The organism is Flavobacterium sp. (assembly GCF_046293665.1).
GTDB lineage: Bacteria > Bacteroidota > Bacteroidia > Flavobacteriales > Flavobacteriaceae > Flavobacterium.
The window spans coordinates 66,883-88,547 of the sequence record NZ_JBKBOL010000001.1; the positions used below are offsets into that span (position 1 = coordinate 66,883).

General features: G+C 36.2%; 21 protein-coding genes. 10 read left to right on the forward strand and 11 right to left on the reverse strand.

Features of this window, described 5'->3' with window-relative positions; translation table 11 throughout:
- Positions 1 to 24: 24 nt before the first annotated feature.
- Positions 25 to 672, forward strand: a complete 648-nt coding sequence (locus ACK4R1_RS00245) for a polysaccharide deacetylase family protein (RefSeq protein WP_409682007.1) — start codon at positions 25 to 27, stop codon at positions 670 to 672.
- Here ACK4R1_RS00245 and ACK4R1_RS00250 read toward each other — a convergent pair.
- Both ACK4R1_RS00250 and ACK4R1_RS00255 read right to left on the reverse strand, forming a co-directional pair.
- Complete coding sequence (locus ACK4R1_RS00250; protein WP_171221519.1) at positions 663 to 959, reverse strand: thioredoxin family protein; 297 nt, start codon at positions 957 to 959, stop codon at positions 663 to 665. The two genes, ACK4R1_RS00245 and ACK4R1_RS00250, sit on opposite strands and share 10 nt — an antisense overlap.
- Before the next feature lie 75 nt (positions 960 to 1,034).
- Positions 1,035 to 2,321 carry a metallophosphoesterase gene (locus tag ACK4R1_RS00255; RefSeq protein WP_409682009.1) on the reverse strand — a complete coding sequence of 429 codons (1,287 nt, stop codon included), beginning with the start codon at positions 2,319 to 2,321 and terminating at the stop codon, positions 1,035 to 1,037.
- An 81-nt stretch (positions 2,322 to 2,402) separates the two neighbouring features.
- On the opposite strand from ACK4R1_RS00255, the gene polA reads away from it, so the two are divergent.
- On the forward strand, positions 2,403 to 5,267 hold the full coding sequence (polA, locus tag ACK4R1_RS00260; RefSeq protein WP_409682012.1) for a DNA polymerase I: 2,865 nt from the start codon (positions 2,403 to 2,405) through the stop codon (positions 5,265 to 5,267).
- Positions 5,268 to 5,326: 59 nt separating this feature from the next.
- On the opposite strand, the gene ACK4R1_RS00265 is transcribed toward polA, so the two are convergent.
- The 3 genes from ACK4R1_RS00265 to ACK4R1_RS00275 form a co-directional block, all read right to left on the reverse strand.
- Positions 5,327 to 6,088, reverse strand: a complete 762-nt coding sequence (locus tag ACK4R1_RS00265) for a T9SS type A sorting domain-containing protein (RefSeq protein ID WP_409682013.1) — start codon at positions 6,086 to 6,088, stop codon at positions 5,327 to 5,329.
- Positions 6,089 to 6,094: 6 nt separating this feature from the next.
- Complete coding sequence (locus ACK4R1_RS00270) at positions 6,095 to 6,616, reverse strand: ankyrin repeat domain-containing protein (protein WP_409682016.1); 522 nt, start codon at positions 6,614 to 6,616, stop codon at positions 6,095 to 6,097.
- A gap of 93 nt (positions 6,617 to 6,709) precedes the next feature.
- A complete protein-coding gene (locus ACK4R1_RS00275; protein WP_409682019.1) occupies positions 6,710 to 7,732 on the reverse strand; it encodes a LacI family DNA-binding transcriptional regulator in 1,023 nt (340 codons plus the stop codon).
- Between the two features lie 271 nt (positions 7,733 to 8,003).
- Here ACK4R1_RS00275 and rplM point away from each other — a divergent pair, with 271 nt between their 5' ends.
- The 7 genes from rplM (at position 8,004) to ACK4R1_RS00310 (ending at position 16,042) form a co-directional block, all read left to right on the forward strand.
- Entirely contained in the window at positions 8,004 to 8,459 is a 456-nt protein-coding gene (gene rplM, locus ACK4R1_RS00280; RefSeq protein WP_409682022.1) for a 50S ribosomal protein L13, read from the forward strand.
- Positions 8,459 to 8,845, forward strand: coding sequence for a 30S ribosomal protein S9 (gene rpsI, locus ACK4R1_RS00285; RefSeq protein WP_121311954.1), 387 nt, complete (start codon positions 8,459 to 8,461; stop codon positions 8,843 to 8,845). Before rplM ends, rpsI begins: the two co-directional genes overlap by 1 nt.
- A gap of 184 nt (positions 8,846 to 9,029) precedes the next feature.
- Positions 9,030 to 9,854: a 30S ribosomal protein S2 gene (gene rpsB, locus ACK4R1_RS00290; protein WP_409682026.1), complete on the forward strand. Its 825-nt coding sequence runs from the start codon at positions 9,030 to 9,032 to the stop codon at positions 9,852 to 9,854.
- Positions 9,855 to 9,966: 112 nt separating this feature from the next.
- Positions 9,967 to 10,935, forward strand: a complete 969-nt coding sequence (gene tsf / locus ACK4R1_RS00295) for a translation elongation factor Ts (protein ID WP_409682029.1) — start codon at positions 9,967 to 9,969, stop codon at positions 10,933 to 10,935.
- 258 nt (positions 10,936 to 11,193) lie between these two features.
- Positions 11,194 to 14,838 carry a TraB/GumN family protein gene (locus ACK4R1_RS00300; protein ID WP_409682032.1) on the forward strand — a complete coding sequence of 1,215 codons (3,645 nt, stop codon included), beginning with the start codon at positions 11,194 to 11,196 and terminating at the stop codon, positions 14,836 to 14,838.
- Positions 14,839 to 14,841: 3 nt separating this feature from the next.
- Positions 14,842 to 15,492: a queuosine precursor transporter gene (locus ACK4R1_RS00305; RefSeq protein WP_409682035.1), complete on the forward strand. Its 651-nt coding sequence runs from the start codon at positions 14,842 to 14,844 to the stop codon at positions 15,490 to 15,492.
- Positions 15,482 to 16,042, forward strand: a complete 561-nt coding sequence (locus tag ACK4R1_RS00310; RefSeq protein ID WP_409682038.1) for a DNA-3-methyladenine glycosylase I — start codon at positions 15,482 to 15,484, stop codon at positions 16,040 to 16,042. The genes ACK4R1_RS00305 and ACK4R1_RS00310 overlap by 11 nt, the downstream gene beginning before the upstream one ends.
- A 72-nt stretch (positions 16,043 to 16,114) precedes the next feature.
- Here the strand turns inward: ACK4R1_RS00310 and aat are convergent, their stop codons facing one another.
- From aat to ACK4R1_RS00325, 3 genes are all read right to left on the reverse strand, one after another.
- Positions 16,115 to 16,750, reverse strand: coding sequence for a leucyl/phenylalanyl-tRNA--protein transferase (aat, locus tag ACK4R1_RS00315; RefSeq protein WP_409682041.1), 636 nt, complete (start codon positions 16,748 to 16,750; stop codon positions 16,115 to 16,117).
- 124 nt (positions 16,751 to 16,874) lie between these two features.
- Positions 16,875 to 17,252 (reverse strand): DUF3127 domain-containing protein, encoded by a 378-nt coding sequence (locus tag ACK4R1_RS00320; RefSeq protein ID WP_409682044.1) that lies wholly within the window; start codon positions 17,250 to 17,252, stop codon positions 16,875 to 16,877.
- A gap of 2 nt (positions 17,253 to 17,254) precedes the next feature.
- Positions 17,255 to 18,130 carry a flavin reductase family protein gene (locus ACK4R1_RS00325; protein ID WP_409682047.1) on the reverse strand — a complete coding sequence of 292 codons (876 nt, stop codon included), beginning with the start codon at positions 18,128 to 18,130 and terminating at the stop codon, positions 17,255 to 17,257.
- 187 nt (positions 18,131 to 18,317) lie between these two features.
- Here ACK4R1_RS00325 and ACK4R1_RS00330 point away from each other — a divergent pair, with 187 nt between their 5' ends.
- A complete protein-coding gene (locus tag ACK4R1_RS00330) occupies positions 18,318 to 19,472 on the forward strand; it encodes a sensor histidine kinase (RefSeq protein WP_409682050.1) in 1,155 nt (384 codons plus the stop codon).
- On the opposite strand, the gene ACK4R1_RS00335 is transcribed toward ACK4R1_RS00330, so the two are convergent.
- The 3 genes from ACK4R1_RS00335 to greA all read right to left on the reverse strand — a co-directional run bounded on the left by ACK4R1_RS00335 (position 19,469) and on the right by greA (position 21,560).
- Positions 19,469 to 20,620, reverse strand: a complete 1,152-nt coding sequence (locus ACK4R1_RS00335; protein ID WP_409682053.1) for a transglutaminase domain-containing protein — start codon at positions 20,618 to 20,620, stop codon at positions 19,469 to 19,471. The genes ACK4R1_RS00330 and ACK4R1_RS00335 overlap by 4 nt on opposite strands.
- Before the next feature lie 73 nt (positions 20,621 to 20,693).
- The gene (locus tag ACK4R1_RS00340; RefSeq protein ID WP_409682055.1) at positions 20,694 to 21,083 is read right to left on the reverse strand and encodes an HIT family protein; all 390 of its coding nucleotides are present in this window, start codon (positions 21,081 to 21,083) and stop codon (positions 20,694 to 20,696) included.
- Positions 21,084 to 21,560: a transcription elongation factor GreA gene (gene greA, locus ACK4R1_RS00345; RefSeq protein WP_409682057.1), complete on the reverse strand. Its 477-nt coding sequence runs from the start codon at positions 21,558 to 21,560 to the stop codon at positions 21,084 to 21,086.
- Positions 21,561 to 21,665: the final 105 nt, after the last annotated feature.

Sequence of the window (21,665 nt, forward strand, 5' to 3'; positions counted from 1 at the left end):
TTTTTTAATTGTTACATTTACACTATGAGTTTATGGGTTAAAACAAACCGTTTCGTCAAGACTATTTTTCCGAAATACATTTGGGATATCCCTAATACTGAAAAAAAAGTATTCCTAACTTTTGATGACGGACCAATTCCAGAAATAACCGACTGGACATTGGCACAATTAAAAAAACACAACGCCAAAGCAACTTTCTTTTGCATCGGCGATAACATCCAAAAACATCCTGAGATTTTCGAAAAAATTAAAGAAAATGATCACGCAATTGGAAACCACACTTTCAATCATTTAAAAGGCTGGGAAACTTCCGTGGAGGATTATATTGAAAACACCCAAAAGTGCTCGGAAACTATTGCTAACGCCATACTTCAAACTCCAAACTCCAAACTCTTCCGTCCGCCTTACGGCAAAATTAAACCGTCTCAAGCAAATGCTCTACGGAAATTAGGTTACAAAATAATCATGTGGGACATCATCAGTATGGATTATGACCAAGCGGTTTCCCCGGAAAAATGTTTGAATAATGTTTTAAAAAATATAGAAAGTGGCAGTATTATCGTTTTTCACGACAGCGTAAAAGCTTGGCAAAACCTGCAATATGCTTTACCAAAAACTTTAGAATATTTAAACGAAAAAGGGTTTGTTTGTGAAAAAATTGATTACAATTGATCCTGAACCAAAGCGATAATACTGTTCGCGTCCAATTCACCGGATTGTCTCCAAACCATTTGACCATCTTTGTAAATCATCAAGGTTGGCAAACCTTTGATACGCAAAGCATCGGCTAACTCCTGATTTTTATCGACATCAATTTTGATCACTTTTGCCTTGTCACCAAGCGCAGCTGCTACATCTCTGATTACAGGATGCATGGACACCGAAGATTCGTTCCATTCTGTGTAAAAGTCAATTAACACAGGCACTTGAGCGTTGATTAATTCTCCAAATTTTGACATAAAACCAAAATAATTTTACCTTCTTTTACAGACAAAGAAGAGATTCTAAAACACAAATGTAGCATTTTTAACTAATTATGCTACTTTTTCCCCTTTTTTTAGTTCAAAAACAGTTATTTCGGGCCAAATCCCAACTCTTCCGGGATAAGCATGAAAGCCTAAACCTCGATTTACATAAATATATCGCCCTAAATTTTCGTATAATCCTGCCCATTGTTTGTAAACATATTGCACCGGACTCCATTGTATGATACCCGGAATTTCAATCCCAAATTGCAACCCATGCGTGTGACCTGAAAGTGTCAATTGGAAATGCTTGTCATGGTTTTTCACTTCATATTCCCAATGGCTTGGATCATGACTCATCAAGATTTTAAAATCTTCTGCTGTTAAACCTTCAGAAGCCTTGTGCAAATCACCGGCTTGTTTGAAGTTTTTCCCCCAATTTTCTACGCCGACAATGGCGATTTCACTTTCCCCTTTTCTAATTTTAGCGTGTTGGTTTAACAACAAATCAAAACCAATATCGCCATACAATTTTTTGATGTCCTCAAAATTTTGATCTTTAGCGGCTTGTGTAGGCCAATCAATATATTCACCATAATCATGATTCCCTAAAACGGCATATTTACCGTATTTGTGGTTATCAATTTTATTAAAAGTATCAATCCACGGATGCATTTCAGTCGCATGAGTATTGACAATATCTCCGGTAAACAACATCATATCGGTCTTGTGCTCATTGATTAAATCGACCGCATATTGAATTTTTTCTGCATCATCAAAACTTCCGCTGTGAACATCTGAGATTTGGGTAATCGTAAAACCGTCAAAATCTTCAGGCAAATCTGGGAAAAATAAAGTTTGTTTGATTACCCTGAAGTTGTATTTCCCTTTAGTCATTCCATATAAAAGTGATGAAAACGGAATCGCCGCCATTACCAATGCTACCTGACTAACAAATCGTCTTCTGTCCGGTAAAAACCCACCGTTGTCGTTATCACCCATAAAATAAGTGATTACTCCGGAAAAAACCCTGTACACATCTTCTAACAACATAAAGAAAGTCAGAATCATTTTAGGAATAAACAACAGTAATAACAACCCAAAAGTGATTAACGTTTTGCTATTTTGTCCAACCCTACGGTCAAACTGTGAAAATTGATAAACGATATATACGATGGCGGCCAATGAAATTACTTGATAAGCAACTAAAATCCATCTCGATTTAGTAATGGTTCTAAACGCCTGAAAAGCATAAACTTCAATAATGGCAACAAACAGGAAAAAGAAAATCCAACGAAGCATGTGTCCTAAATTTTCAGCAAAATAACAAAGAATCAAGGCATTATTGTCTTTCATTTAGCTAAATTTAACTAAAATATTTTGCTTCTCCAACATTCAAAGTTTCGCTACATTTACACTTTAAAATTTATTTCGAAAATGTCACAACAAAAACGCCTTTTCCTGCTCGATGCTTACGCCTTAATATTCCGCGGCTATTACGCTTTTATCAAAAATCCCCGTATCAATTCGAAAGGAATGGATACTTCTGCCATTATGGGTTTTATGAATTCTTTGATGGATGTTATCAAACGCGAAAAACCTGACCATTTAGCCGTAGCTTTTGACAAAGGCGGAAGTGATTACCGCTACGAAATGTACCAAGAATATAAAGCGCATCGCGATGAAACTCCGGAAGCGATTAAAATTGCTGTTCCATACATCCAAGAATTGCTCAGAGCGATGCACATTCCGATCATGGAAAAAGCCGGTTTTGAAGCCGATGATTTGATTGGAACCTTAGCCAAGCAAGCCGAAAAAGAAGGTTTTCAGGTCTTCATGGTTACTCCGGATAAGGATTTTGCCCAATTGGTTTCCGAAAATATTTTTATGTATAAACCGGCGCGAATGGGGAACGATATCGAAATTTGGGGTATTCCCGAAGTGTTGGCCAAATTCGAAATTGAAAGACCGGAACAAGTCATCGACTTTCTGGGAATGATGGGCGATTCTGCCGATAATATTCCGGGATTTCCCGGTGTTGGCGAAGTGACTGCCAAGAAATTATTGAAAGAGTTTGGTTCTATGGAAAACCTTTTAGAAAACACCGATAAACTTAAAGGTGCGTTGAAAGATAAAATCGAAAACAACAAAGAACTCGGAATTCTATCAAAAAAACTCGCTCGAATTTTACTCGATTGTCCGGTAACTTTTAATGCTGAAGATTTCGAATTATCCAAACCCGATATCGAAAAAACCGATGCTTTGTTCATGGAATTAGAATTCCGCCAAATGAAAGCCCAATTCGACAAACTTTTCGGCACCGGTAAGGAATATGATGAGATTGAGTCTAATGGCAATGACAATAGTAATGGCAATGATCAAAAAGCAACTAAAAAACCTATTGCCAAAAAATCTAATGAAGACCAATTTGATTTATTTGGTTTTTCGGATGAAGACAGCGATCAGCCAAAACACCAATCTTATTACGCGACTCTAGAAAATACTAACCATAATTACACGATTATTCAAGGTGATTTAGGCACCAAATTGTTTCTGCAAAACCTAATGAACCAAACTTCAGTCTGCTTTGACACCGAAACGACCGGAATTGACACACTTCATGCAGAACTAGTCGGAATGTCTTTCTCTTTTGAAAAAGGCAAAGCTTTTTACGTTCCGTTTCCTGAAAATCAAGAAGCAGCTCAAATTTTAGCCGATAAATTCAAACCGTTTTTTGAAAGCGAATCCATTGAAAAGATTGGGCAAAACATCAAGTATGATTTGAAAATTTTATCCAATTACGGCATTCAAGTCAAAGGAAAATTATTTGATACCATGATTGCGCATTATTTAATCAATCCGGATATGCGCCACAATATGGATGTATTGAGTGAAACGTATTTAAAATATTCGCCAAAATCCATCGAAACATTAATCGGTAAAAAAGGCAAAGGGCAATTATCTATGCGCGATGTGCCGTTGGAAGATATAAAAGAATACGCCGCTGAAGATGCTGATATTACATTACAACTAAAAGAAATCTTCAGCCCGATTTTAGACAAAGCCGAAACCAAAAAACTATTCGACGAAATCGAAATTCCGTTAATTCCGGTTCTCGCCGCAATGGAAACCGAAGGTATTCGCTTAGATGTAGATTTCTTAAAATCGATGTCTGTCGATATGCAAAAAGAAATCAATTTATTTGAACAAAAAATCTATGAAACTGCCGGAGAAAAATTCAATTTGGCTTCTCCAAAACAACTCGGCGAAGTGCTTTTTGACAAAATGAAAATCGGCGGTGCCAAACAAAAGAAAACCAAAACCGGACAATACGCTACCGGTGAAGAAGTGTTGAGTTATTTGGCCAACGAACACCAAATCGTAAAAGATATTTTAGATTGGCGTCAAATGGTAAAACTACAAAGCACTTACATTGATGCATTGCCGAATCAAGTCGACGCCAAAACACAGCGAGTTCACACCGATTACATGCAAACCGTTGCCGCAACCGGCCGTTTGAGTTCTAACAATCCAAACTTGCAGAACATTCCGATTCGTACGGAACGAGGCCGTTTGATTAGAAAAGCTTTTATTGCTCGCGACGAAAATTACATTTTGCTTTCTGCCGATTACTCTCAGATAGAATTGAGGATTATTGCTGCGTTATCAGGCGAAGAAAATATGATTAAAGCCTTCCAAAACAATGAAGACATTCACCGAAGTACGGCTGCAAAAGTATTCAATGTGCCTTTAGAGGAAGTGACCAAAGAACAAAGAAGCAATGCCAAAACGGTTAATTTCGGAATTATTTATGGCGTTTCTGCTTTTGGTTTGAGCAACCAAACTTCCTTGTCTCGAAGCGAAAGCGCTGCTTTAATTGACGCTTATTACAAGACCTATCCAAAACTAAAATCTTATATGTCAGACCAAGTTGATTTTGCCAGAGAAAATGGCTATGTACAAACGGTTTTGGGAAGACGACGTTATTTAAAAGACATTAATTCTGCCAATGCAGTTGTTAGAAGTGGCGCCGAACGAAATGCCGTAAATGCTCCCATTCAAGGAAGCGCTGCCGATATTATCAAAATCGCGATGATCAACATTCATAAAAAACTAACTTCGGAAAATTGGCAATCAAAAATGTTGCTACAAGTTCATGACGAATTGGTTTTTGACGTGCACAACTCCGAATTAGAGAAAATCAAACCGTTGATCAAACACGAAATGGAAAATGCATTTAAACTGGCCGTTCCTTTGGAGGTTGAACTTGGAACCGGAAAAAATTGGCTCGAAGCGCATTAAAATAAAAAAGGCAACAATTTATACTTGTTGCCTTTTTAATTATTTATATTCTTTTAGTCTTATTCTACGATAATTTTTTTCCAGACTTTTTGAGAAGCATTTTGCAATTCAATTAAATAAACGCCGGTTGACAAACCTTCTATATTGATTTGTGTTGCATTTGTACTTTCTACCTTTATTGTTTTTACAAAGTTACCTGTTAAAGTATAAATTGAAACTTGTTCTAAAGCAGTTCTGGTATTGATAGAGAAATTTCCGTTAGAAGGATTCGGGAAAATTTGAGAAGCATTCAAAGAAAAATCTTCCACACCCAAAGTAGTAAAAGGCACACTTGTATTTGAGACTCTATTTCCACCTCCGTGATAGGCCAATGCATATGAATCAGAATTTCCATGAGCGACGGCTATTCCAATTGTAGTGTTACTGTAAACAAAATCATAATCAGTAGCATCGGGAGAATTAAATGCTCTGGTGGCTACTATAGTTCGTACTCCTGTTGTTACATTGTCTTGAATTACAGTCCAATTATTTTGAGCATCTGCTGTCGGCGCTGAACCAATCCCAACATGGGTTGCATCTACTAAGGTTGTTCCGTTATAATAAACAACATCACTACCAGATTGCATCCCACCGGTAAATTGACCAAATTGACAAGCCAACCATCGGTCTGAAGGACCAACAATCGTTAAAGTTGCTGTTTGTGTGTCATTGTTAAGCAAAATATTGGCGCTGATATTCGAAACGGAAACCGTATTTGAAAGTTTAGATTGCGACCAACAAAACAATGGTAAAACAAGAAGTAGTAAAGTAATTTTTTTCATAGTCAATTATTTTAATAGGTTTATAATTTCGTCATTTTCAGAGAAAGTGGCATATTCGAAAGCTGTCTTCCCTTTATTGTCAATTAAATTTTTGTCCGCATTATTGGCCAGCAATAATTTAATCATTTCCATATTTTTAAACTGTACTGCATACATCAACGCGGTGGTTCCTTGATTGTCTACAATATTTAAATCGGCTTTTTTGTCAATTAATAACATTCCAATTTCGTTATTCCCTTTTACAACACAAGCCATTAAAGCTGAACCCATGTTGGTTTTAACATTAACATCACATCCTTTTTCGATCAACCACTTGGCTACACTATTATTTGCTTTATAACAAGCCAACACTAATGCGGTAAAACCATTTTCATTTACGGAATTTAAGCTGTTTGGGTTTGTTTTAATAAACTCTTGGGCTTGTTCAACCGTTCCTTTTCTGGCAATATCAAAAAGGTTGACAGCTTCTTGACAAAAGATAAAATTAACACAGAACAGGAAAAAGAAACTTGAGAAAAACTTTTTCATTGATAACATTTTATGATTCACAAATTTAGAACAAAAAAACTCTTAAGTGCAACCTACTTAGGTTGACATTAGGTAAACACACCGATCCTTTCACTATAATCTTTTGGTCGAATCTCTCTGTCTTAACTCGGTTTTGATTGTTGTGGTGGTAAACGTAAAGCTTTCTTCATCGCTCTCCAATTTATCAATCAATAATTGCGCAGCTACTTCTCCGATTTCAGGCCCGTGTTGACTTACCGTTGACAAACTTGGCGTCATTCTTCGTGACCAAACACCGTCTGCAAAACCTATAATCGATAAATCTTTCGGAATTTTATACCCATTTTGAATTCCCAATTTCATTGCAGTAACCGAAGCATGTTCATCAACTGCAAAAACACCGTCTGGCTTATTTTTGATAAAAAAACCTCCGATTTTAGCGTTGAATTCATCATTATTATTAGTCAATATCACTAAGTCTTCATCTAATTTTAAACTGTGATTCTCTAAAGCTTTATAGAAACCTTCCGCTCTAAGTTTTCCGACACTCAAATTATCAATCGCAGAGAGCAAAGCAATTCTTTTACATCCGGTTTTGATCAAATGTTCCACTGCATTTACTGCTGATTCAAAATCGTCAACGATGACTTTGTCACAATTTACCTCATCGGCAATTCTATCAAACATTACGATTGGAGTACCTTCATTAATTATGGAAGTAAAATGCCCAAACTTTTGTAATTTTTGAGATTCTTCAGATATGGAAAGTATAAAACCGTCAATGGTTCCGTTGCTCAACATTTCTAAAGCATTGATTTCTTTTTCCAAAGATTCATTTGAAATGCAGGTTATCAATTTATACCCTTTTTCATCGGCGACTTTTTCAATACCACTAAACACTTTGGCAAAAAAGGAATTTAAGATATTCGGAATAATCACGCCTATGGTTTTGGTTCTTCTGTTTTTTAAGTTCAAACCAATTACATTGGGTTTGTAATTTTTCAATTTGGCATATTCCTGTACACGCTGTTTAGTTGGCTCACTGATTTCCGGACTTCCGTTCAAGGCTTTTGAAACGGTGGAAACGGAAACCCCTAACTCTTTGGCAATTTGTTTTAAAGTGGCTTTCGATTTCATTTTTGTCTTGGTTAAAGTGTAAAAATAGTAAAATTTCTTCTGCATCCTCTTAATGAAGACCGAAAGTTAGCGGAGAAACCACAAAAGTTTTAGCTCAATTAGCATCAAAAATCAACCGTTTTTACCATGCTAAGTCTATTCATTTAAAGGATTTTAAGCAAAATAAGGCGGTTTGTAAAAAAATTTGAAAAATGGTATTTGCTTTATTAATAAATAATTGTACTTTTGCACTCCCTTTATTGGGAATGGAATGTTTAATTAAAAAAATATTATGGACGCATTAAGCTACAAGACACAATCTACAACCAAGGCCACTTCTGGAAAAGAGTGGATCATCGTAGATGCTGAAGGTCATAACTTAGGTCGTTTTGCTTCAAAAGTTGCGATGCTTTTAAGAGGTAAATACAAGCCAAGTTACACACCTCACGTCGACTGTGGAGATAACGTAATTGTTATCAACGCAGAGAAAATCAACCTTACCGGTAACAAACTTGACGACAAGACTTACATTCGTCACACAGGTTATCCAGGAGGACAAAGAAGTTTGACTGCAAAGGTTTTGCAATCAAAAAACCCTGCTTTACTAGTAGAGAAAGCAGTGAAAGGAATGTTGCCTAAAAACAAATTAGGAGCAGAGCTTTTCAGAAATCTAAATGTTGTTGTAGGAACTGAGCACAAACAAGCGGCTCAAAAACCTAAAACAGTTAACCTAAACGATCTTAAGTAATGGGAGTTATTCACAAAATCGGTAGAAGAAAATGTGCAGTAGCACGTGTTTACGTTTCAGAAGGTACTGGAAAAATTACCGTTAACAAAAGAGAATTCAACAACTACTTCCCAACAGCTACTTTACAGTACAAAGTATTACAGCCAATGTCTATGACAAACAACGCTGACAACTTTGACGTAAAAGTAAATGTATACGGTGGTGGTTCAACAGGTCAGGCAGAAGCTGTGAGAATGGCTATTGCAAGAGCAATGTGTGAAGTGGAAGCTGAAAACAGAAGCATCCTAAAACCAGAAGGATTACTAACAAGAGATCCAAGAATGGTAGAACGTAAAAAATTCGGTCAGAAAAAAGCGAGAAAGAGATTCCAATTCTCGAAACGTTAATATTCGGTATTTACCAGAATATATTTTCAGATTATTTTTTACAATTAAATTAGAAATTAAAAAACAAGTTGTCGATATTCCTTTTAAGGGAATAGTTTAGCATCTAAATGAAGCCTAAAGCCCAAAGCTTATTGCTTACAGCCAAAAGGAACATTGCTAATCACGGAACGTAAACTATTACACAATGGCAAACAAAATTGACGTTAAAGAATTATTAGAAGCAGGTGTTCACTTCGGACACATGACTCGTAAATGGGATCCAAACATGGCTCCTTACATTTATATGGAGCGTAATGGTATTCACATCATTAACCTATATAAAACTGCTGCCAAAATTGAAGAGGCTAACGAAGCCATGAAAAAAATTGCAGCATCTGGTAGAAAAATACTTTTCGTAGCTACCAAAAAACAAGCAAAAGATATCGTATCTGAAAAAGCATTGGCTTGTAACATGCCTTACATCACTGAAAGATGGCCTGGTGGTATGTTAACCAACTTCGTTACTATCCGTAAAGCCGTTAAAAAAATGGCTTCTATTGATAAAATGAAGAAAGATGGTACTTTCATGACTTTGTCTAAAAAAGAAAGATTACAAGTTGATCGTCTTCGTGCCAAATTAGAGAAGAACTTAGGTTCTATCGCTGATATGTCAAGATTACCTGCTGCTTTATTCGTAGTAGATATCAAAGCGGAACACATCGCAATCAAAGAAGCACAAAAATTAAACATTCCAGTTTTTGCAATGGTTGATACTAACTCTGATCCACGTGAAGTAGATTACGTTATCCCAGCCAATGATGATGCTTCAAAATCAATTGATAAAATTTTAACTTTAGTTACTGATGCTGTTAAAGACGGTTTAGCTAACAGAACCTCTGATGCTTCTGATGCTGCTCCTGAAGCTGAAGAAACTGTAGAAGTAGTGGCTGCACCAGCAGTTGAAGCTCCGGCTGTTGAAGCTGAAGCTGCTCCTGAAGTAGAAGCTACAGAAACTAAAACTGAAGAATAAAACAAAAAATAATTACGAATTATGAATTAAGAATTACGGATTATTTTGACTCGTAATTTGAAATTCGTAATTCGTAATTTACTTTTAAAAAACTTTTAAATTAAAAAATATTATGTCAACAATCACAATTACTGCTGCAGACGTAAATAAACTAAGACAAACTACAGGTGCCGGAATGATGGACTGTAAAAAAGCTCTAGTGGAAGCGGAAGGCGATTTCGATAAAGCTATACAAATCCTTAGAGAAAAAGGACAAAAAGTAGCGGCTAACCGTTCTGACCGTGAGTCTTCTGAAGGCGCTGCTGTTTCTTTCATCAATGCTGACAACACTAAAGGAGCAATCATCACTTTAAACTGCGAAACAGATTTCGTAGGTAAAAATGAAGCTTTCGTAACTTTAGCTAAACAATTAGTGGAAAAAGCAATCAACTTCTCTTCTAAAGAAGAATTTTTAGCTTCTGATTTCAACGGAATTACTGTAGCTGAAAAATTAATCGAGCAAACTGGTGTTATTGGTGAAAAAATCGAAATCGGTGGTTTCGAAATTTTAGAAGGTGCTTTTGTTGGTTCTTATGTTCACGTTAACAAAATTGCTGCCTTAACTGCTATTTCTGCACCAATTGCCAACGCTGACGTTTTGACCAAAGATATCTCTATGCAAGTAGCTTCTATGGGCGCGGATACTTTATCTTACAAAGATTTTGATCCTGCTTTTGTTGCTTCTGAATTGGCTGCTCGTATTGCAGTAATCGAAAAAGAAAACGAAGAAGCAAAACGTTTAGGAAAAACTTTGAAAAATGTTCCTAAATACATTTCTTTCTCTCAATTAACTCCAGAAGTTTTAAAACAAGCAGAAGAAGATGCTAAAGCAGAATTAAAAGCGGAAGGCAAACCGGAACAAATCTGGGATAAAATTATTCCGGGTAAAGTACAACGTTTCATCTCTGACAACACGACTTTAGATCAAGAAAAAGCTTTACTAGATCAAAACTTCATCAAAGATGACAGTAAAAAAGTTGGCGACTATGTTAAAGGATTCAACGTTGAAATCACCGGTTTCAAAAGAGTTACTTTAGGATAATTCAATGAGTTAAAATTATTAATTCAACATAAAAAAACCTCGGTTCATCCTTGAATCGAGGTTTTTTGTTTTAGGAGCACAACGCTTAGCTTTCTTTTCACTATTCGTCCCGCTGTCCGCGCTACATGGTAGCCAGCTCCCATCGGGGCTAAAAACAACGCATAATTTTAGAAAGGAACTGACAAAAAATTAACAATAGTCATAACAATCATCGGATGCCTTTTTGTTTATATTTGTCTGTAATCAAAATGATATCCCTTGAAAAAAATTTTTGCTCTCATCCTATTTGTCCTTTTTACACTACAAGTTAATGCCCAATTTGAAAAAACATTGCTTTGGGAAATTTCCGGAAAAGGTTTAAAAAAGAAATCCTACGTTTATGGCACTTTTCATGTTAATGAAAAAATCTCTTACCATCTTTCCGATGCTTTCTACCAGCATTTACTGGAAGCCGATATTGTAAGTAATGAAAGCAATCCCGATTCTTGGGGTGAATTGTTCGATTTATACATGAACTACAGACCCAAACAAAGATCAAAATTCTATTCTAAATTTCAACTCAAACCGGTAGAAAAACAAGACTTATTGCAATTGTTTACCAACTACAATTTCTTTAATCAAATGTCCTCCGGAGTAGAAGGCAATAAAGCCGATTACAGCGAAAGCACCGTTTTGGATATGTTCATCCATCAAACCGCAAAGAAATACAACAAAAAAACAGTTGGTCTCGAAGATGCCAAAAAATCATTCGTCAATTTCAGTAAGGCCGAACAAATGATTGATTTTAGAAACGCTGAAAAAGAAGCTTCAGAGGAAGAAGAAGAAAAAAAAGCCATATTAACCAAAATCTTGAAAGGCAAATCTATCTACACCACTTTAAAAGATTTCTACCGCGAAAAAGACATCGTGATGCTTGACTCATTAAGTAAGTTGTCAGAAAGCCCAAAGAAACACAAAATTATGATCATCGACCGCAATTATGACATGGTCAAAAGCATCGATTCTTTAGTACATCACGGCAGTTTGTTTAGTGCTGTTGGTGCAGCGCATTTAGGCGGAAAAGAAGGCGTTTTACAATTATTAATCAACAAAGGGTACAAAGTTACACCGGTTATCGGACAATTAACCAAAAAAGGCGAAACCAATAAAAAAACCATCGAAGAATTCTTTCCGGCTCCAAAAATAAAGACGGAACCAACGGCTGATCAAATGATTCAAACTGTTGATTTCGACTTAAATTTAGATTTTGACAAAATAAAAAGTACGCTTGACATCACTAACGGCGGAGTTTTAAGCATGGTCAGAGTACCGTTGCACAATTACATGCAAAAGAAAAACAACTATTTCAATCATAAAAGTATCGATAGTTTGCTTTACGAGTTCATTCCCGGAAACATTCTGGAGAAAAAAGAAATCAAAGACGAATCTTATATTGGTTACGACGTCAAAAACAAAAGCAAAGCCGGCAATTTCCAACATTATCGCTTTTATGTTACGCCATTAGAAATTATTAGTGTTTCGTTTTCAGGAACAGGAACTTATGTAAAACAATACGAGCAAACCATTTTCGACAAGTTTAAAATCAAAGGTTTTAAAAATACTTGGGAGAAAGTTCAACCTCAAAAAGGGGGCTTTTCGGTTACAATGCCTGAATTTTGTGTTCAATACGGCAACAGTGAAAAAACAGCTTCCGATGTGACTTTCGAAGCCTTTGATCCGCAAGAGAAAAGTTATTATTTTGTGATGGAAAACACTTCTACCGATATGGATTTTATGGATGATAAAACCTTTCAACACCAACAAATCCAAAACGAGTTCTACATGAACCATGAAATGGAAGAAACGGCCAAGTTTGAGGAAAACACCAAAGATTTCATCTCGTCTTCAACAAATGAACATCGAAAAGTAAAATTAAAGTCGATAATCAAAGGCAATAAATTTTATCTTTTAGGCGCCATTGATGCCACTGAACAAAGCAGTAGTAAGTTCTTCGATTCCTTTTCTTTTGAAGCGTTTAAAACTTCCGAAAGCACTGTTTATCGTGACTCTTTAGGGAAATATACTATCGAAATTCCAAAAAAAATAAACGAACAAACCATTTTAGGAATTGGTAACGACGAAATTCGTTCCATGAGAAGATGGAAGCGAAATCCGGAAATCAATTTTGAACCCAAAGAATTTGATTCTTATACCGGAAAAACCGTTTCTGTTGAAGTAATCAATTATCCACGATACCTTCAAGTGACTACTTTAGATTCATTGAAAAACGATTATAATAAAGAATTAAAAACACTTTTCGATAAATACAGAGTTTATAAAGACAAACCGGATCCATTTGAATCGACTTGGGAAAATTATTTTAAGGAATTTGAAAAGACAGAAGTTGTAAGCAATACTTTTTCGCATAACGATGCGTTGGGTTGTGAAGTTGCTGACGCTTTGGTTAGTATTAAAAATGCTGACCAAACCTTAAAAATCAAAACCTTCTTTATGGAAAACCGAAAAGTCACCCTCAAGGCTTTGGTTGACCGAAATTATAAAAACGATGACCCATTTATAGAAAAAGCTTTTTCTTCATTTGTTCCCGAAAAAACAACCCAAACAAGTATTTTTGAAGACAAAGTAAAACTGTTTTTAGAGGAAGCCTCAAGCGAAACCGATTCTATTCGTAAAATCGCTTATAACAACTTGTATAATTTAAAACTAAAGGAAACCGATTTTGAACGCATCACCTCTTTTTTAGACACTCATGAATTCAAAGACACAGACGGTAAAGCTGGTTTGTATCAAAAATTAGGCTATTTAAACCACAAAGCGGTTATCCCTTACCTTGAAAATAAATACAAAGCCGAAAGCACCAAAACAACCGAACAATTAGCCATCCTAAATGCTTTGGCTTCGCAAAACACCCAAAATGCATACCGACTGGTTTTAAAACTAATGGAATTTGATCTTCCGGTTTCCGAAGATGCTTATGAAATCAATCAATTATTTAATTCATTTGAGGAAAACCTCGAGGAAAGCAAAGTTTTATTTCCTGATATCTTCCAATTCTATGGCATTGATGAATACAACAAACCTATCATTAGTTTCTGTAACAATTTGTTAGATAAAAAACTAGGCTCACCGAAAAAAATTGCAGCCTTTCAAAAACTGATTCTGACCCATTCTAAATTGGAATACAAAAGACTGTTGAATCGTGAAGAAAAAAAGGCTTCTGAAGAAGAAAATGAATACGAAGATGATTATGCTTATGCGTATGAACAAGACGAAAATCCTAACACCAACCTGATTAATTACCTTTCACTTTTATCACATCTCCCAAAAAACAATAGCGTCAACGAATTAATGGGCAAAATAAAAAAATTAGACAATCCTGATATCCAATTAGAGATTCTAAAATTGGAAATTACCCACAACAAAGCTTCAAAAGAAATAATAAAAAAAGGACTCGAAAATCCTAAAACAAAATTTAAAACCATTCTTTTACTCCAAGAAAAAGACGCTTTTGATTTCTTGGAAAACATTTCTGATGATGAAATTGCCGAAGCAGCTATGAGAGATTTTGATAAAATAAAAGAAACTACCAAAGTGCAATTTTTAGAAAAAAGAAACATCAATCAAGGAAAAAATCAGGCCGTATTTTATTTTTATCAGTCCCAAAAAACAAAAGACGAGAAAATCATTGGCGCCAAAACTTTCCATTCCATGGCATTTTTAATCGAAAATGGCAAAATCGTTCCGAAAGCCTACTTCTCTCCGATATTGGAAGAAATTGATGAAGAAAATACAGTTGAAAAACTAATCCCGGCGATTATGAAAGAAACCATCAACGCCGATCATCCCGGTGCTAGTTTTAGAAAAAAGAAAAACCGAGAAAACTATTTTAATTTCGAGGAATAAGGCATGTTTCAATCTAAAAAAGATACGGTATATGTTGTGCTAGCCGGCATTTTTATAACCAATGCCATCGTAGCCGAACTCATAGGCGGAAAACTGATTGATGTTGGCTCTGCCGTAATGAGCATTGGTATTTTACCCTGGCCAATTGTGTTTGTCACCACCGATTTAATCAACGAATATTTCGGTGAGAAAGGCGTTAGAAGACTTTCTTTCATCACCGCCGGATTGATTGCTTATACTTTTTTTGTTTTGTACTTTGCCATGAATATTCCGGCAACGGGAATCAGCTCGGTTTCTAGTGACCAGTTCAATGCTGTTTTTGGACAAAGCCAATTGATAATTGTTGGTAGCATTACCGCCTTTTTGATTTCTCAGCTGATTGACGTATCGATATTTCATTTTGTCAAAAGACGCACCGGCAACAAAATGATTTGGCTCAGAAGTACGGGTTCAACCGTAGTTTCACAGTTTTTTGACAGCTTTATTGTCTTGGGAATTGCGTTTTGGTTACCCGGAATTATGGACACCAAAACCTACATCATTTCAGGATTGACAGGCTATACCGTTAAGTTAATTATAGCGGTTGGCATGACACCGTTTATTTATTTAGGACATTCATTAATTGAAAAATATATAGCCAAAGATGGACAATAAAATCCGCTGCGCTTGGTGCGAAAAAGACGATTTGTACCGCGATTATCATGATAACGAATGGGGAAATCCCGTGTATGATGACGATAAGTTATTCGAGTTTTTAGTCTTGGAAACCTTTCAAGCAGGTTTAAGTTGGTACACCATTTTGAAAAAAAGAGACAATTTCAAAAAAGCCTTTGCCAATTTTGATTATAAAACGGTAGCGGTATTCGATGCCTATGAAGTCGAAAAATTAATGAAAGACGCCGGTATCATTCGCAATCGTCTCAAAATTCAAGGTACCATTTCCAATGCCATTGCTTTTATGAAAGTACAAGAAGAATTCGGCAGCTTTTCAAAATACATTTGGAACTTCACCAATGGAAAACCTATTGATAACCAACCCAAAACACTAGCTGACATTCCGGCTTCAACACCTCTTTCAGACAAAATAAGTAAAGATTTAAAAAAAAGAGGTTTTAAGTTTATTGGCTCAACAACCATTTACGCACACATGCAAGCCACCGGAATGGTGAATGACCATGTGGAAGATTGTTGGAAGAGGAAATAGTGTACAGTCGCAGTCACAGCTGGCATCATTAACTGAAAACTAATCCCGATAGTTATCGGGAGAAAACTGTGACTAACTTTTCAGCACCTTTATAAAAGTCTCCCGCGAAATCTCAAACGCTCCCAATTTCTCCAAATGATCGTTGTGAACTTGACAATCTAAGAGTTTGTAGTTGTTGTCTTTTAAATATTGCACCAAAGTTACAAAGGCAATTTTACTCGCATTCGACACTTTAGAAAACATACTTTCACCACAAAAAACATGGCCCAAATCAACGCCGTACAAACCACCAACCAATTCGCCATTTTGCCACACTTCTACCGATTGTGCCAAACCCATTTGGTGTAATTTGGTATAGGATTCAATAATGTCATCCGTAATCCAAGTGCCGTCTTGTTCTTTGCGGTCTATTTGTTGGCAATTCCGAATGACTGCTTCAAAGTTTTGGTTGAAAGTGATTTCGAATTTTTTTTGATTCAATAAATTTCTAATGCTTTTCGAAACCTTATACAACTGTGGCACAACTACCATTCGCTCCGGCGGTGACCACCAAAGAATCGGTTCATCAGGATTAAACCATGGAAATATCCCGTTGCGATAGGCCAATAACAATCGCTCCGTCGACAAATCACCACCAACCGCCAAAACGCCTTCATACGAAGCTTCATCGACCGGTGGAAAGTATAAATCTTTGGTTAAAAAATGCATGTTTTAGAATATAGTGTATAAAAAAAGAAAATAGAGATACTGTAAAAAAAAGAAATCATCCCAGATATTAAACTTAGTTATCTATCAGGATGATTTCTATATTCTATTCTCTATATTCTATTTTCTAGAATGGCAAATCGTCGTGTTCTTCTTCGTTGAAGTTCGTAGCCGGTGCGAAAGCTTCTGCAGGAGGCATTGGAGCCATTCCCGGTGTAGCCGGAGCTTCTGCTTGCATTTTTTCAATTCTCCAACCTTGAATATCGTTGAAATATTTGGTTTCTCCTTGCGGATTTACCCATTCTCTTCCTCTTAAGTTGATGGAAACTTTTACCGCTTCTCCTACATTATAGTTGTTCAATAAATCACACTTATCCTGCACAAAATTGATGCTGATAAATTGCGGATATTGCTCTTCTGTAGCCACAACTAATTCTCTTTTTCTAAAACTGGCACTCACTTGTTGCTCAGGATTAATCACTTTAATTTTTCCGGTAACTTCCATAATTATTGTTTTGCTAAAAGCACTTTCCAAGCCGAAAGCACTTCATTATTATTCAAATATTCTTTTGCCTTTTGGTGTATTTTTTGCTCGTCATCCGAACTCAAAACACCCTTTACGGCAAAATTCTGTTGTACAAATATAGTAATTTCTTCTTCGGTTGGCAAGGCTTCAACATTTCCTAATTTACCCAAATCATTCCCATCAAAAACTGAGCTTTTTTTGATAAAATCCGGAATCGCATCTACGCCTATTCCTAGTGTTACCAAGGGTTTTTCGACCTCAAACAACCCTTGATTCGAACGCGAATACCAATTGCCGCCCAAACGCGAAACCAAGTCAATTTTGCTTTGGTCAATCGCGCCTTTATCATCCAAAACGTTTTCGTTGATGTGAATTTTAACTACTTCGCAAATAATCAAATTCCCCGCACCGCCTTGATTGCCTAGTGCGATAATTTCATTGACTTTGCATTCCATTTGCACCGGACTTTCGGCCACGCGATAAGGCTTCACCATATCCGAAGGCAACATCGTTAAACCCGATTTAATAAATTCGTTTACGCCATCAGGATATTCCGTACTCGAAAGCGACATTTGTTGCACTATATCATAATTCACCACATTAATCACCACTTGTTTGGTGGCTTCACAGTTTTCCAAAGTGTGTTTGGTTGTATTATTTCTGACACGTCTCGCCGGCGAAAAAACCAGTATCGGCGGATTGGAACTAAACACGTTAAAAAAACTGAACGGCGACAAATTAGGCTTGCCGTTTTTATCAACTGTACTCGCAAAAGCAATCGGGCGTGGCGCTACTGCACTTTGCAAATAACCCTGCAATTGCGCAGGCGACAGCGTATGTGGTTCAAAACTGAGCATATTTTTTCTTTTCCCCAAAAGTACAATTTTTATTGATTTTAGGAGCGAATGGTTTGGGCATTCTTGGCGGCCATTTTCCCGCTTTCCGTTATATCCCGAAAAATCGGGATGCCACTCCAATCGGGGCTAAACAGAAATCGTCTTGCACTTTTGGCGCTTTTGTCTATATTTATAAAAAAATTTCAGCATGCAGTTTTCCGAAAAAAGAAATGTTACCCGTTGGATTATCATCATGGCTTCCTTTGTCATCGTAGCTTTAATCCTTTGGAATACTTATTCTTTTTTCCAAATTTTCAAAGACGAAGAGCGTGGTAAAATGGAACTTTGGGCAAAATCTCAAGAAACCTTAATCAACGCAAACGAATATACTGATGTCGATTTGCCCTTACAAATTATCCAAACAGCGAACATTCCCATCATTGTGACCGAAAAAGATTCTATTATAAATACCAAAAACGTAGATGAGGACATTCTAAAAGACAAAGTGCAACTTCAACGGTTTTTACAAAAACTGAAAAATCAAAACGAACCAATTGTCATGCAAATTTCAGAAAAAAGAATTCATAATCTTTATTATGGCGATTCGTCATTATTAAATAAACTGAAATATTATCCGGTAGCTTTATTACTCATTATTTTTCTTTTTGGCGGATTGGTTTACAACTTTTACCGAAGTACCAAAATGGCGACTCAAAACAAACTTTGGGCCGGAATGGCGAAGGAAACCGCACACCAAATCGGAACACCTTTGTCTTCACTCATCGGTTGGCTCGAAATCATGAAAGCAGATAACGTAGCCGAAACTACAATCGTTGAAATCGAAAAAGACATTACCCGATTGCAAACCATCACGGATAGATTTTCAAAAATCGGTTCAGAACCCATATTGGAAAAACGCAACATTATTGCAGAAACTGAACAATCTTTTGATTATTTGCGTTCGAGATTCTCCAAGCAAGTGGAATTCTCTTTCAAAGCACCCAAAAAACCAATTATGGTTTCCATGAATCCGGCATTACACAGTTGGACAGTAGAAAACTTAGTCAAAAACGCTATTGATGCCATGAAAGGTCGAGGAAAATTATCTGTTGTAATTGAAAGCGATAAAGCCTATGTGAAAATTTTGGTTTCGGATACCGGCAAAGGCATCCCTAAAAATCAATTCAGACGTGTTTTTGAACCCGGTTTTACCACCAAAAAACGCGGTTGGGGTTTGGGCTTATCCTTGACCAAAAGAATTGTAGAAGAATACCATAAAGGAAAAATAAAAGTCTTGCACTCCGAGATTGACAAAGGAACAACAATGCAGGTTTCTTTTAAAAAATGGCAAAAACCTAATTAGCGTTGCCTGGACAACATTAGTTTTCTACCTGCCATAGTTTTACTCAAATAATCATTCAAAAAAGTCTCTTGCTTTTCTACCACAAGTAAGTTTTGGCTAATATTCTTTTTTAAACCGGAAAGCATCGCACTGTTTTGACTACCAACTGAACCTATTTTATAAACATCATCATTGCATTTTTTGAATTTGTCTTTGATGGTTTTCATCATGTTTTTCATTTCCTCATCAGAAACTACAGGTTTAAAATTTCGCTGTCTATAAAACATAAAATCATTCAGATGGCCTATGGCTTCATTGTAATTGGCCACGACTTCATTTAATTTTTCAATGTTTTTATTCTGGGTTAATCCTGTGAATTGGTTTTTTAAATAAGTATGGTATTTAGAAATCAATGGGTTTTTGAAGCCGTTTTTTTCTACTCTTTCAGCGGCTTGAAAAGCTTGTTCTTCCTCGGATAATGTTTGGTGTTGTTCAATTTCAGCAAGGTAGTCGAAATTCTTTTTAACCTTATTCACAGCCTCTTTACCATCATAAAACTCTTGATTTGTCCATGGAACATTCAAAAACTGCCACAGATAATCAAAAGGCATATGAGAATTTATCATTTTTTTGGGCTCAACTTTGAAGAAATTGTCATTGCGCTTTTTGACAAATTGTTGTTGGTCAACATAACCCGCGCCCCAAGTTGGATCAAACAAAAACCATTTTCCCTCTATTTTTGAAGCGCACCAAGCATGTGAAATTGGTGCTACTTGTCCGGCTTGCTTTGTATAACCGGAAATGATATAGGTTTTGATATCTAATTTAGTTGTAATATCCTTAAAAGTTTCGGCATAGTGAATACAAACACCTTTACGTGACTTTAAGGTTTTTTCAATTTTTTCTTGAGGAGAATCTAACTGATTGGGTTCAAACATATTTGGCACATCATAAACGATATTCGTTGTCGTCCAATAAAAAACTGCTCTGATCTTTTCGCTTTCGGTTTTAAAATTTGAATTGATATACTTTGCAATTCCGTCTGTAGTTTTGGTCAAACTGTCCGGAATTTGAGCCATTTTTTGATCTATTGTTAAATACTCATTGGTTGTTTGTCCCAAAGAAAATTGGGTTAAAACAAGCAGTAAAAAGACTAAACTGTTTTTCATGGCTAACACTCATAAAAAACCCTGCCAAAATTTTTAAATTCGCAGGGTTAACTGTTTTTTATGTGAAATTTAATTACAAATTACTTTGAATGGCTTTTGCGAGTGCTTCAAATTCTTCTTTAACTAAAGACACTTTTCGTTGAAAACGCATATCATCCATATCGTGAAGCGGAATCAAGTGTACATGAACATGCGGCACTTCTAATCCAACAACAGCAACACCAATTCGTTTACATGGAACCGTTTTCTCAATGGCTTGGGCTACTTTTCTGGAAAATTTTATTAAGCCTAAATAATGCGCTTCTTCCATGTCAAAAATCTTATCGATTTCTTGTTTCGGAATACAAAGGGTGTGACCTTTGGCATTAGGATTCACATCTAAAAAAGCCAAATATTGGTCGTCTTCAGCGATTTTGTAGGCCGGAATTTCTCCGTTGACTATTTTGGTGAAAATAGAACTCATTTAGTCTCTTGATATTTCTAAAATTTCAAAATTCAGTTTTCCGTTAGGCACGCTGATTTCAGCAATCTCGCCTACTTTTTTACCTAGTAAACCTTTACCGATGGGTGAACTCACCGAAATTTTTCCGCTTTTTAAATCGGCTTCGCTTTCAGCGACTAAGGTATATTTCATTTCCATCCCATTCGCTTGGTTTTTGATTTTCACATTGGATAAAACCAAAGCTTTGGAAACGTCTAATTGTGATTCATCAATTAATCGGGCATTAGAATATACTTCTTCTAATTTGGCGATTCTCATCTCCAACATACCTTGGGCTTCTTTGGCTGCGTCATATTCTGCATTTTCAGATAAATCTCCTTTATCCCTGGCTTCCGCAATGGCTTGAGAAGCTTTTGGTCTCTCTATACTTTTTAGTTGTTCTAATTCGTCTTTCAATTTCTTCAACCCTTCTGCCGTGTAATACGATACTGTACTCATAATTTCATCATTTATATAAATAGAAAAAATCCCATCGCAACGGGATTTCTTTTTGCAAAGATATTATTTTAAAACTTATTTCAAATTTGTTTACGTTTGGTAACG